General features: G+C 42.5%; 10 protein-coding genes and 2 pseudogenes. 7 read left to right on the forward strand and 5 right to left on the reverse strand.

Annotated features, from left to right (window positions below):
* The first annotated feature begins 231 nt into the window (after nt 1–231).
* The 6 genes and pseudogenes from F6K57_RS17590 to F6K57_RS42030 all read left to right on the forward strand — a co-directional run bounded on the left by F6K57_RS17590 (nt 232) and on the right by F6K57_RS42030 (nt 3,025).
* Nucleotides 232–834, forward strand: a complete 603-nt coding sequence (locus tag F6K57_RS17590; RefSeq protein ID WP_293039909.1) for a hypothetical protein — start codon at nt 232–234, stop codon at nt 832–834.
* A gap of 20 nt (nt 835–854) precedes the next feature.
* Nucleotides 855–1,178: pseudogene (locus tag F6K57_RS17595) on the forward strand (pyridoxamine 5'-phosphate oxidase family protein); the annotation flags it as partial.
* Between the two features lie 40 nt (nt 1,179–1,218).
* Nucleotides 1,219–1,533 (forward strand): annotated as a pseudogene (locus tag F6K57_RS17600) (cupin domain-containing protein); the annotation flags it as partial.
* Nucleotides 1,534–1,872, forward strand: coding sequence for a cupin domain-containing protein (locus tag F6K57_RS17605; RefSeq protein ID WP_293024778.1), 339 nt, complete (start codon nt 1,534–1,536; stop codon nt 1,870–1,872).
* Nucleotides 1,873–2,032: 160 nt separating this feature from the next.
* A complete protein-coding gene (locus F6K57_RS42025; protein WP_364303352.1) occupies nt 2,033–2,443 on the forward strand; it encodes an FAD-binding protein in 411 nt (136 codons plus the stop codon).
* Between the two features lie 3 nt (nt 2,444–2,446).
* Nucleotides 2,447–3,025, forward strand: a complete 579-nt coding sequence (locus F6K57_RS42030; protein WP_364303355.1) for an FAD-dependent oxidoreductase — start codon at nt 2,447–2,449, stop codon at nt 3,023–3,025.
* 202 nt (nt 3,026–3,227) lie between these two features.
* Here the strand turns inward: F6K57_RS42030 and F6K57_RS17615 are convergent, their stop codons facing one another.
* The 5 genes from F6K57_RS17615 to F6K57_RS17635 form a co-directional block, all read right to left on the reverse strand.
* Nucleotides 3,228–6,359 carry a hypothetical protein gene (locus tag F6K57_RS17615; protein WP_293069570.1) on the reverse strand — a complete coding sequence of 1,044 codons (3,132 nt, stop codon included), beginning with the start codon at nt 6,357–6,359 and terminating at the stop codon, nt 3,228–3,230.
* A 96-nt stretch (nt 6,360–6,455) separates the two neighbouring features.
* Nucleotides 6,456–7,478 (reverse strand): hypothetical protein, encoded by a 1,023-nt coding sequence (locus tag F6K57_RS17620; RefSeq protein ID WP_293069572.1) that lies wholly within the window; start codon nt 7,476–7,478, stop codon nt 6,456–6,458.
* Between the two features lie 91 nt (nt 7,479–7,569).
* Nucleotides 7,570–9,378 (reverse strand): GGDEF domain-containing response regulator, encoded by a 1,809-nt coding sequence (locus F6K57_RS17625; RefSeq protein WP_293039646.1) that lies wholly within the window; start codon nt 9,376–9,378, stop codon nt 7,570–7,572.
* Nucleotides 9,379–10,472: 1,094 nt separating this feature from the next.
* Nucleotides 10,473–10,655, reverse strand: coding sequence for a hypothetical protein (locus F6K57_RS17630; RefSeq protein WP_293024753.1), 183 nt, complete (start codon nt 10,653–10,655; stop codon nt 10,473–10,475).
* Nucleotides 10,656–10,696: 41 nt separating this feature from the next.
* A complete protein-coding gene (locus F6K57_RS17635; protein WP_293069618.1) occupies nt 10,697–12,577 on the reverse strand; it encodes an NAD+ synthase in 1,881 nt (626 codons plus the stop codon).
* A gap of 447 nt (nt 12,578–13,024) precedes the next feature.
* On the opposite strand from F6K57_RS17635, the gene F6K57_RS17640 reads away from it, so the two are divergent.
* Complete coding sequence (locus tag F6K57_RS17640) at nt 13,025–13,207, forward strand: hypothetical protein (RefSeq protein WP_293039650.1); 183 nt, start codon at nt 13,025–13,027, stop codon at nt 13,205–13,207.
* The last annotated feature ends 76 nt before the right edge of the window (nt 13,208–13,283 follow it).

The following is a 13,283-nucleotide window of genomic DNA, read 5'->3' on the forward strand; positions in this document are numbered from 1 at the left end:
ACCAAGTCTAGTACCTTGCGTTTCTGAGTTAGTAATTTTTAAGGTATAAATCCAGGTTAATTAGCTATAAATAAGAGCTTGAGCAGCCAAACAATTCGGTATTATTTCCAGGAATTATCGATTATTTGGCTGAATTATTATTACTTGTTAAGTGTTAAGTATTACTTTAAAATTGACCTTTGACAAGTAACAAGTAACAAGTGTCAAGTTTAAAACCTAGGAGAGATGTGAATGTCCTACAGTGATTTTAAATCTCTAGACACACTAGCTTCTCTAGGGATTGATATGCTAGAACCTGTGCCATCTCTGATTCAAGCAGACCCAATTTACCCCAGTGACTTTCTTCAGGAAGCTCTCAGACGCTTTGTGCCACTAGCAACTGCTATCAATACTGAAAAAGCTCGCTCTGAATATCTAATCGCTCCTATTTTAAGTGAAATTACAGTCATAAACCCTCGTATTAGTCTGTTTTCTGGCAAAAACTTTAATGTAGATCCAGCACAGGGACTTACTGGATTTTTTGATTTCATCCTTACTGATAACCCAGATAAGTTAACGATCAAAGCTCCAGTGGTGGTAGTGGTAGAGGCAAAAAACGAAAATATTAATGAAGGACTCCCTCAATGCCTCGCCACAATGTATGCAGCTCTATTGGTTAACCAAAAAGAGCCAGAGATGGCTGAGCGAACAGTATATGGAACTGTTACAACCGGACAAGTGTGGCGATTCCTGGCTCTTACACAAGAAGGCAAGGCGATGGTGGATCTTAATGACCGCTATTTAACACCTGTGGATGAGTTACTGGGAGTGCTGGTTGCTATGACAACTCGATAGTTTACTAAGTCAACAGTAACGGTTGGCCTGACATCCAGTTTCGTGGAGGACCTAAAGGATTCCTCAAAGTTCTGGACGATAAAACCTTGGGTTTTGTGGATTTTCAAGGAAATCTGCAATACATCAGTGTCGGTAACTTGTCTGAAAGCGATCGCGTTTTTCTATTTTTGATGGATTACGCTCACCGTCGCCGATTAAAGATTTGGGGAAGAGCTCAAGTTATTGATAACAACCCACAACTGCTCAATCAATATTCCCTAAAACCCAGGACTCTGTACCTCACCCAATTAAAAACCGCTATAAGTAGTCGGACAGGTGATGATAGTAGCAATCTCAAGCAATAATTAGAGATTCCAACAATAAACCTAATTTCAGGAGGTTACCATGCAGATTCATGCAGATTTAAGTCAACGAGTTGTTGTCTATAGCGAAGAGCTACCTTGGGTTGATTCTCCTATGGCCGGTGTACAGCGTCGGATCTTGGAAAGGGATGGAGAGGAAGTAGCCAGAGCAACGTCTCTAGTTCGCTATGAAACTGGTAGTTCCTTTTCTGCTCATACTCATGGTGGTGGTGAAGAATTTCTGGTTTTAGATGGCATATTTTCTGATTAAAAAGGAGATTATCCCCCTGGTACTTATGTCCGCAATCCCGTAGGTTCAAGCCATACTCCTAAGAGTGAATCAGGTTGTACGATTCTGGTGAAACTATGGCAAATGTCTCCTGAAGATCAAGAGCGAGTAGTAATCGATACAACTAACAACTCTTGGGTTCCAGGTTTAGTTAAAGGATTACAGGTAATGCCATTACATACTCATAGTACAGAGAATGTTGCCCTAGTGAAATGGGAACCTGGAACTGTTTTTAAACACCATAGTCATTTTGGGGGAGAAGAAATTTATGTAATTGACGGGGTGTTTGAAGATGAACATGGAACTTATCCTAAAGGAACTTGGATACGTAATCCTCATGGCAGTACTCATACTCCCTTTAGTAAAGAAGGCTGTTTAATTTACGTTAAAACAGGACATTTAAATTAAATGTAAATTTAATTCTAATAGTTTTTATAGCGTTTCTAGGATTTATGAGGTATGGTTATCAACCTCAAAGTCCCCCTTGATAAGGGGGATTTAGGGGGATCCCTTTGTACCTCATGGCATAGATAATTGCTATCTTCCAAATCACTACAGAGATAATATCATGAAACTCAAAAAACAAAATCTTCAAGAATCCACTGACAAAATTTACGACACAATTATTGTGGGAGGTGGCGCAGGAGGTCTCTCTGCGGGAATCTATCTCCAGCGTTACTTACTCAATACTTTGATTATCGATAAAGGCAAAGCCCGCTCTTTTTGGATGCAGGAACTCCACAACTACCTGGGTTTACCTCCCGATACCCCTGGTCGTTCTGTTCTTAGACAAGGTAAAGAGCATTATTTGTCTATCGGTGGCGATTTACTAGATGCTTTTGTCGAAGAAGTAATTGATGAGGGTGAGACCTTTGCTGTGCGAGTAAAAGTCGGTCGAAACAATAGTGAATACTATACCTTTCGGGCTAAATATCTGATTGCTGCTAGTGGCATTATTGACTATTTGCCAGCCTTGTAAAATATGCGAAATGTCTATGATTACGCAGGTTATAACCTCCAGGTCTGTCTCATTTGTGATGGTTATGAAATGGCTGATAAAAAGGTGGGGGTATTTGCTAGCACTGCAGGTAATGCGGAAGTAGTTTTTCCTCTGGGTTGGTTTACTTCTGAAATTACTTTATTTACCCAAGGATTGTTCGAGGTAAATGATGAATTGGGACAAAAAATACAACAACAGGGTTATCAAATCATAGAAACCCCAGTTGAGCAATTTTTAGGGGAAGACCATCAGATGACTGGAGTGGAATTAACCGATGGTCGAGTAATTGAGTTAGAAGCTGGCTTGATTTCCATGGGTTCCAAATACCATGCCCAATATCTAGATACATTTGATTTGGAGAAAAAGGGAGGGAATCTGGTTACAGATAAGATGGCCCGCACTTCCCATCCTCGTATCTTTGCCATTGGTGATTTAAAGGTAGGACTGAATCAGGTTGTCATTGCTGCTGCCGATGGAGCATTAGCAGCTACTCAAATTTGGCGGGATATCCGTCGTAGTCAGCCTCCCAAAGCCGCTAATACCGATAGGGTTTTGCGGTGATTAGGTTTAGCAGCTGCAGATCCTGAATGTCTGAGTTTGAGGCAATTTTTCCTTTCCTTTGCCTGCTATATTATGTTGATGCAGTCGCTGCCCATGAGCGACTGCATTGCTTGTGGAAGTGGTACAATTTGTTGTACGTTAGTAAAATGACTCATGAAAATTATCAGTGTCACCGAAGCTAGAGCCAATTTGTTGTGTCCTTTTACTTAACCCATGTAAGGCTCAATACTGCTGACCCAATCTTAATCTGATGGGTGGCTTTTTGGTTAGTATTTTCCAATACCTGCTTAGCCTGATCAGCTTGTTTTAGTTTTGTAATTAACTCATCTAACTTCAGTGCTGGTTGTCGTAGATAAGAAACAAGATAATCATGCACCAATTGATAGCGGTGAGCAACAATATCCGGTACCTTAACCACCAACCCCGACTCTACTAAAATCCTTAACACCAACTCTAATTTATCAGCTTCTGTTCCTAAATGATTAGCTAACTCAGCCTTGGTCTTCAGTGGACGATTCCCTTTTTCATCTGTCAGTAAATATAGCACCAGTTCCGCCACCTGCTGATTCTGTGGTCCACAATCCTCCACTACTCCAGTCAAATACCGCGCCATCAATCCTTGCTTTGAACCCCCTTCCCAATATTGTTCCAAGGTAGTAATACTTTCCGCCTGCAATTGCGCTCCTACTACCTGCAATTCAATCGGACGTACTTCCGAGAACTCCCCAGCTAAATCCTGTACCAATTCTTCAATCAAAGCTGGTTCCAGGTAAAAATGCGATTGTTTAGTTAATTGCTCAATCACCGACTTGGCATCATCTCGGGAAAAATTCCCTAAAGGATAGCGCACATGCTTACTCAATATGTCATTGCCAATAATTTCCATACTCAGCATGGGATTAGCGCTACCCGACCATGCTGCGCGTTCGCTGAAAGCGGGACTCTCGGCAGAGCCGACGCTACGCGAACGTCCATCGCATTCGAGTAAATAATGGAGATAATCCTCCCGCATCGACAGAATCACCTTCACTGACGGAGTATTAAGACACTCTCCTAGGAATTCAAAAAATTGCCGTCGCTCAGCTTTATCCAGGTAAACAAAGAAAAATTCTTCAAACTGGTCAAAAATCAGTACTGTCCGCAAATTGTGCTGTTCATTTTGCCGCAATTGCTGTATAATAATATCTGGACTTTGTAGAGATGTTCCATGCAATGTCTCTAAATTTATTCTATTTAATGCCTCTGCCAATAACCGTCCCAATTCTTCTACCCAATTGCTATAGACTGCCATCACTACAGGCAACACATCTTCTGTACCAATCACAGTCTGTTTCAACCCTGGTACTAATCCCCCATTCACCAGAGAACTCTTGCCCACCCCCGATTCCCCATGAATCACAATTAGCTTGTAATCATTGCTTCCAATCCGTTCAATCAAGCGATTCACATCCTGCTGTCGCCCAGATGCCGCAATTTCTAGCGCTATAGTTTTTCTATTCTCCTCCTCTAGGGGGGCAAGGCGTTGCGCTCCGATCAAATTTGTTGGCAACCCCACCAACCTTATCCGTTGTCGTGGCTGTAATCGACTAGCACCAATAAACCCTCCCCAACCATACTGTTGCGCTAACGATTGTTGATATTGCTTAAGTTGGAAAGCTTGGAGATACTGCCCCTGCTGGAAATAAAGCGATCGCAATCCCTGCAAAATCCGACTGTAAAACCGAGGATTATCCTGAGGTGCAATAACCCTTGCCTGTTCTAGGTGTTGGAGTGCAGCTTCAGCTTCACCTAGCCGTTGCTCAGATTGAGCTAACAGTAGTAGATACAGACTAGTTTGAAGTGAGTGCATTGTCTGGAGTGCATTCTCCTGAATGCCGACTCCTGAGTTAAGACATGGTTTTGTGCCCTCTGTACCCTCTGTTTCCTCTGTTTCCTCTGTGCCCTCTTGTGCCACACCAGAGGAAACTGTCGCTATAGTGTCTAATGCTTTCTGAGCATTTTGCTTAGCCTCTTGCCAACGAGATTGGTTAAGAGCGACTTCTGCTAAAAATCCGTAAGCTTGGGCTTTTAGTGGTGCCAGACCTTGCGCCCCTAATAGGATTTGGCGTTGCTGTAACCCTAGGGCATTGTGAGCTAAGTGATACAAATCATCCCAATCCTCTAGACGTTGCATCACCTCACCTAGTTGATTGATCAACTTAGTGACTAAATCATGACGATTCAACTGCTCAAACCTATCAAGACACTGCTGGAATAATCCTCTAGCATCGTTCCAATAGAGACAGTTTTCTGGTTCCCGAGACTTTTCCCCCTGCTGGAAATAACACAACCCAATGTAAAACAGGACGATTCCCTGACGCTCCAGGAATTGCTGATCAGAAACGGTAATCTCATTTACCGTAGTATCACTCCCGTTTTCTAAGTTATTTATATCTTCTAAATTATCTAGATATTCTAAGTTATTTACATCTTCTAAGTTATCTAGATATTCTAAGTTATTTACATCTTCTAAATTATCTAAATTAGATGAAGAAACATTTTTCCCACTCTCCCCATCTCCTGATCTCCTGATCTGGTAATCTCCCCATCTCTCAGTCTCCCTTGGCGCTGGTTGCCAAAATGCCAAACTTTGCTCATAGTGAGTTACTGCACTACCCAACTGAGAGTTAGCATAGGCCTGTTGACCGCGAAGGAATTCTATACTAGCTTTGAGCGCAGGTTCTAGGGTTTCACCGCGATGCTGTAAATCCTTCAGAGCAGCATCAATTTCCCGGTAACGTAGAATACCTATATCAGTAGGGACAAAATATGCTATAATATTATATTTTAAAATATAGTCAAAGATAGCATCGGTAGTCTCTTGGAGTTCAGTAATTAAGGTTTCTGTTGCGTTCGCAAATTCTATCGGTGTCCCCAAACTCTCGAAATCTGGAGCAAACTGGGTTAGTTGCTGCTGAACGTCATCTGTAATCCATAACACTAAGGGGAAAGGAAGATTTTTCTGAAACTCTTCGAGCACTTGATTAGTAACACTCAGCATCTGTGCTAGATTCTGCACCGATTCTAAGCCCAACACCATCACAGCACTAGGGCGTTCTTCTCCCACTATTGACCGAATGGTGTCATAGAGCACGTTGTCTGATGGCTTAAGGGTTACGGTATGAATGTCAAGGTCCCAGAGTGTTGATAATTGCGCTACCAAACGGAAACGCACCCTAATATAATTACAGCGGGCTAAAATCAGCTTGAACTGTCCCTGAGAGGCTTCTACTGCCGACGCCAGTTTTTTCAGGGCATGCTGATTATCAGTTGCGATCGCATTAGAGTTATCCATCGACCAATGTAGGGTCTTCCCGCCATTTAAGTAGCCATCTCAACTCTCAACTCTAACATCCAAACTCCAAAAAGGGACGCCAAGAGCCAACAACCCTCAACCACCGATTGCTAGGATAACTGTTGCAAAGCCAGTCACATTCAGACGGTCTTCGTTATATAAGGTAGTACGCACTACTAAATCGAGATAAACTCTAGGGCGTAATTCTCCTCGCCAACTAATCGAGTCACCCCCTTGGCGGTAGGGAGACTCTCCGGTCGGTAATCCACCCAACTGCGCACCTTTGTCGGTTTTGCCGGTATAACTCAAAGTGGTACCAGGAATTGTTTCTCCCTGCTTGACTCGGTATAAAACTGGAACCTTGTAAACCACTAGACTGGGGTTTGTTTGAGCCGGTACCTGCGGTACCCAACCAGGTTTAGAAGATACCCCATCTACCGTTAGACGAACAGTACCACCAGCCTGTAGGCGTTCATCACTATAAACTAATACCCGCTGGTTGAGGCGCATTTCGACTCCCCTCAGAGGACTTCCAGTCCAGTCTAGAGAGTCACCACTGCGCTTAAATGCCCGCTGTCCATTGATCAACACTTCAGCAGTTTTATCCTCCGTCCTACTGATGTACCGAATATCAGTCCCTGGTATCAATGAACCAGCTTTCACCTCCTGCCTAACTGGTCCTTTGTAGACCAAGGTAGAGTTTGACCGAGGCTGCCGTTCCAATAGACTGCAACTAGTTGTGGTAGGGACAACAGCCAACAGCACCGCTGTGGCAATTAGTAAACGTTTAAGCAAACTGAGTGCTGAGTTTTGAGTGCTCAGTCCATTGTCTTGAGTGCATTTTCCGGCGTTGCTGAATAATGGAATGATTTTAAGAGTGAGGTAGAATGGGCATCTTGGTGGAACTGGCATCTTGCGTAGAACTGGCATCTTGCGTAGAACTGGCATCTTGCCAGTTTCCTCCTTATTTCGCGCGGGCAGGATGCCCACTCTACTCCTATTCATTACTTGATTGAGCAACGCCCATTTTCCTAAGTCGTAAGACGTGCTCAAGACTGAATCACCTAGTTTATGCTCAGCTCTTGCAGTGTAGGATCTGTTTTCCAAGTCAGGTTTCATGTTTGGCCTCTTTTACATGCAAGCTTGCCCCCCGATCTTCGGTGAATATTGGGGGATAACCTTTTGCCTTTCTTAATTCCTACTATAGCGATTACCAAAACCTATCTGGCTTGGTTAACATCAAATTGGTCACAGTTTCTGCAGTGAGGGCTTCATCAAATAATAATCCTTGTCCATATTCACATCCTAAATCTTGCAAAATGTCTTTTTGTTCTTGGGTTTCTATTCCCTCAGCAATTACCTCAATTTTTAGCTTTTTAGCTAGATTAACTATCGCTTCTAGCGTATCAAAAGTTTTGCCATTTTTTTGAAATCCTTTGCTAAGAAAAGAACGGTCAATTTTCAGGATATCAATTGGCCAATCATTTAGATAGGAAAACGATGAGTATCCGGTGCCAAAATCATCGATACACAATTTTATATTTCTGTCTTTAAGTTTCTGCAAGATAGTGCTAGCAACTGAGGCATTATCTACCAACACACTCTCAGTAATTTCCAGCTTCAAGTTCGCCCCACTCAATTCTAAGGTGGTGCAGATTTGGTCAATCTGGTCAATCAGCTGGGGTTGGTTGAGTTGAATACCAGACAGATTCACACTGATACTCAAAGAAGAATAATCAGGAAACTGGTCTTGCCAAAAGCTTAACTGTTTGCAGGCTTCCCGCAAAATCCATTCCCCAAGGGGGATAATTAGTCCTGTTTCTTCTGCTACCGGAATAAACTCACTAGGACTAACCTTGATGCGAGTACGGTGCTGCCACCTCGCCAAGGCTTCAAAACCAATAGTTTTGCCCGTTGTCAGGGACACAATTGGTTGATAATTCAGATGCAATGTTTCGTATTTAATTGCCTGTTGTAAGTCGGTTTCTAACTGTAGTCGCTCAATAGCTCTCTGTTGCATACTAGGATGAAAAACTTCTGAGGAGCCAATACCTTCTAATTTGGCATAATACATCGCCGTATCTGCCGCTCGCAGCAAATCTTTCGGTTGCTCATACCCCATGGTACTCAGGACAATACCAATGTAGCAATTAGAAGACACGACTCGCCCATTGAGTTCAAATGGGATGGAAATCTCCTGATGGATACGCTCAGCTGTCTCTTTCACCTGATCTAAGTCTTGGATATTCGAGAGCAAAATCCCAAATTTATTCTCTCTCATCTGTGCCACTATATCCTGATCACCGATGCATTTCTGTAAGCGTTGAGCAGTAGCAACTAGGAGTTGTTCACTGAGTAGATCACCTAGACTGTATTGGATAAGTAGGTAGCGACTGAGAGTCAGACATAGCACAGCAAATACATTATCCTTCTGAGTGTTTCCAACAATTGGTTCATCCCAGCAAAGAGTTGGTAGAATCGGGTATGCCATCGGTAGACATTTGCGATTGTGAATTGGCTTTACTGGCTTAAACCACTGGCGAAGGTAGTATAAAAACAATGTCCGATTAGGCAAACCGGTCAATTCGTCATAAAACGTCAGGTCTTGTAACCTCTTGATTGCCTTCCGGTAATTTTTGCGCACCTTTGCTTCTCTTAACTCCCGCTCCACCGCCGGAACTAATCGTGCTAACTGGTGTTTAAGTAAATAGTCATGGGCTCCCGCTTTCATAGCAGCGATTGCCATATTTTCCTTAATCGAGCCGGAGACGATAATAAACGGTAAGTCTAAGCCTTTTTTTTGTAAGAGGAGTAAGGCACTAATGGCGCTAAACTTAGCCATGAAGTAATCAGCAATCACCAGATCCCACCCTTTATTATCTAGGGCTTCGTTCATTGCTCCTGGTGCTTCCACTCGTTCATAAATTGCTTCGTAGCCACCATTTTTTAGTTCAACCACTAGCAACTCAGCATCATCTTCTGAGTCTTCGACAATCAAAACTCGCAGTGGTTTATTCATAGATTTACCCTATCTATTCATCAATAATTTTCTACTTGATTAGAAAGATTGTGTCTTAGGAGATAAGTAATCTCCTTATAGAAATACAACTAGCTTAAGTTTACCTCATTTTGATGTAATTAATGGGCAAATTTTGATGAGTATACATGATCCAAAATTCAGAAATCAGGACAATAATTTAGCAAGGTTAGTGGGAGGAGCAATAACGATTAGTGGATTCCCAAGCCAATTTCTCCTAAAAATTCCTGGAAAATCAATTATTCTGACTCGAAGCTCCTAACTCGAAGCTTTTGACTCGGAGGATAGTTGGTTATGTATAATTCAGGTAATTTTAGGTTTAATCCCAACAGATCTAGAACTAGTTAAAACAATTGAACTATCCTCCGCGTCAAGCACAGGAGATTATAATTGGTTATAAGAAAAGCAGGCTTCAACTACCGACTTTAGTATAGGTGCGCTTGACCCATTAAGAATTAAATTCGCCACGGGTCGCACCTCCTGTTGACCTTGGTGAACAGGAGGTGCTTTGTAGTGCGGATTATCCTGGAAATCTTTGCAAAGTTGACCATAGGAATACTCTTGTGTTTTCGACCAACTCGGTACATATCATAAGCATCAAAGTAAGTGTAATACTGACAGTTTTCGTTTAGAAGTCTGTCTTACTGCCTACCAAGCCTGCTTGTACATGTTGTTGGCTGGTTCACACCATAAAACAAGTAGGTCATTAGTTTCATCTGGTATGTTCCCAGACAATAATCCAGATAATAATATTTTCTTTGTCCCGTATTGCACTAGTTAGATCACCTCCTAATCACAAACAAAGTAGACCAGGGGTGTGCATCCCCTAACTTATTTTCATCCCCCGCGTCAAGCATGGGGGCAAACAAGCTGCGATTTCTGTAAATTCAATTCCTAACAGCTTAAATTTACTAAGCGCCATAATTAACCTTAGCCATCTTCAATCCTGAATTTTCATAAAAAAGAAACCCATGGCTGCCATTTTGCCATTTTTATGTTTGGATTTGCATTAAAAATGAAACACATGGCTGCCATTTTGCCATTTTTATGTTTGCAAACAGATCATCAATTGTAATTTAACTAGTGCTAATCATTAGATCAGTAGTGATGGCCATAGTTTTCAGGTGTGGAGGAGACGAAGCAATGGTGTTATTATAACCAATAATTTGTGAAGGGTGGAAAGGTAAAATAAAAGGTTGCTCCATCGGGTCACCGCTAACTCTCGAAAGCTCTAGCAAATCGTCAATGAGTTTCCACATATGCTGACTGTTAGCAGATATACGTTGGAGATAGACTAATCCTATAGCCAACGACTAGCAATTGGCATCCGCCAGCCAGTACCAAAGGCGCGGTCAGTAACCTTTAAGCCTGGGGCAGCTTGTCGGCGCTTAAATTCAACACGAGCGACTAGTCGGATGATTTTGTTAACCACTTCGGGCTGATGACCTGCATCAATAATTTGCTCCGGGGCTTGGTGCTGGTGGATCAGTCGCTCCAGAATATCATCTAGGATATCGTAGGATGGCAAGGAATCTTGGTCTACTTGACCAGGTTTTAATTCAGCGCTAGGGGGCTTAATTATAATGTTAGAAGGAATAATTTCTGTTTGGCTTAAAGGTTGTTCGCCTTTGGCGTTCGAGTCAGTTAGGTTAGCCGGTTGAGGCTGATCAGGTTGAAGGTTAGAAGAGGAGTCTGAAGGTTCAACCTTGACCCTACTAACCTGCAAATCCTGATTAACCTGGGACTCCTCTGCCTTAGAATTTAGCCACCGACATAGGGAGTAGACCCGGGTTTTGGGAACATCGGCAATTACAGCTAATCCACCATTCATATCACCATAGAGGGTACAGTAACCCACTGCCATCTCTGACTTGTTGCCAGTAGAGAGCAGGAGATAGCCAAATTTATTAGCGATCGCCATCAGTAAGCTGCCCCGAATTCGGGATTGAATATTCTCTTCAGCCACACCAAACTCTGTCCCGGCAAATAGGGAGGCTAAGGTTTGGTCAAACCCCTGCATCAAGGAACCAATAGCTAGGGTGTGAGTCTTAATACCTAGGTTTTGTGCTAATGAGAGAGCATCTTTGACGGAGTGGTCAGAACTGTACGGAGAAGGCATGAGAATCCCCAAGACATTGTCTGCTCCTAAGGCGGCGGTGGCAATAGCAGCTACAAGAGCAGAATCAATCCCACCACTCAAACCAATTACGACTTTTTTAAAACCACACTTACGGGTGTAATCCCGGACTCCTAGGACTAAGGCTGACCAAATTTCTTCGTCTAGGCTGGCTGGGGCTGGTGCTATGGCTGCCGATGGTGGAGACTGTATAGTTGTTTCTGGTGGGGTGACCAGATCCTGTGTTTCTCGGTCATATTCCAAAATGACTAAGTCTGTTTCAAAGGCACGGGCGCGACATACCATCTCACCAGCCTGATTAAATGCTACACTACACCCATCAAATATCAGGTCATCATTGCCTCCTAGCTGATTGGCGTAGAGGATAGGTGTATGGTAACGGCTAGCGCTATGGCGCAACATTGCTTCCCGAGTTTTCTGTTTACCCGCGCTATAGGGTGAGGCGGACAGGTTTACCACTAGGTCTACACCCTGTTGAACTAAGTCTGTGATGGGATTGACTTGATAGCTGCGTTTGCCCCAAAACTCTTCATCGTTCCACAAGTCTTCGCAAATGGTAACACCGATTTTAATTGGGGAGTGGGCATTCTCAGTTGTGATTCGTGATGGTTGGTGATCAATGGTGAAGGAATTACTCTCCCGTCCTGGTTCAAAGTAGCGGTTTTCATCGAAAACATCATAGGTGGGCAAGAGTCGCTTGTGAAAAATCTGCCGTACTTTTCCCCCCTCTAGTAGAGCAATGCTGTTATATAAAGGTTTGCCACCAGCAAGCTCTGCTTTGGTATTCGGTGTTACTGTCCCCACCAAAACCGCTAGAGACATTGGTAGCTGCTGAGCTAGTTGTTGCACTTGTGTAGTCATCGACTCTCGAAACTTGGGATTGAGCAGCAAATCTCGTGGTGGATAGCCACACAAGGATAATTCTGGTGTCAGCAACAGACGCACATCCTGACTCGCAGCAGTCTTGGCTACTTCAAGAATCTGTTGAGCGTTGCCTGTAATATCACCAATGGTGGGGTTGAGTTGAGCGATCGCAATCTTCATCATTTTTGCTTGTTTTTTATAGTTTAGGCCATCTACTTCACACAATCTTTAGTAATCTGGGTTTGGTTAGTAATTAAAGGCGAAAATATACAGTTTATATCGTATATAAAAATTTTTTTTATATAAAAAGTAACTGGCTCATGATTAGCATTTTTCTTGGAAATTGCTTGGCTGGTTTTATTCTTTGATTACCTTGGAAAATAAACTCCAAAGCTTGCTGCTGATATCTTTGAACAATTTCTGGACAAACATAAATTTTAATAATTCCTAATACCGGTAATTATATAGGCATCTCATTTATGAAAATTTAATCGTTATATTTATTGATATTTAATTTAAAAATAATCCTAGGATTTTAACGAAATTAAACATAAACGTAAACTCGAACGTAAACCCTAACGCAAACCTAATACTTGATAGTGTAGATTAAGTAATCAAAAATAAATCATGAACGTAGAAGAACTCGAAAACCGTTATCGAGAAGAGATTCAAAGTCTAGCCAACCAACTTCAAAATGCAGTTCTCGGACTGTCTCAGACAGAAGCAAAAATTGCTAAGATGGGACGGTCTATAGAGAACCTGAGCGAAATCCTTCAGGAATTTCTCCTACAGCAGAATCAAAAAAACTAATTCCATGACTGATGAGACAATCAATGTCAATGATTTCCTTAACAGGACTTACGCAACAACCTTATCTGTAGGGTGC

The organism is Moorena sp. SIO4A5, from assembly GCF_010672005.1.
Lineage (GTDB): Bacteria > Cyanobacteriota > Cyanobacteriia > Cyanobacteriales > Coleofasciculaceae > Moorena.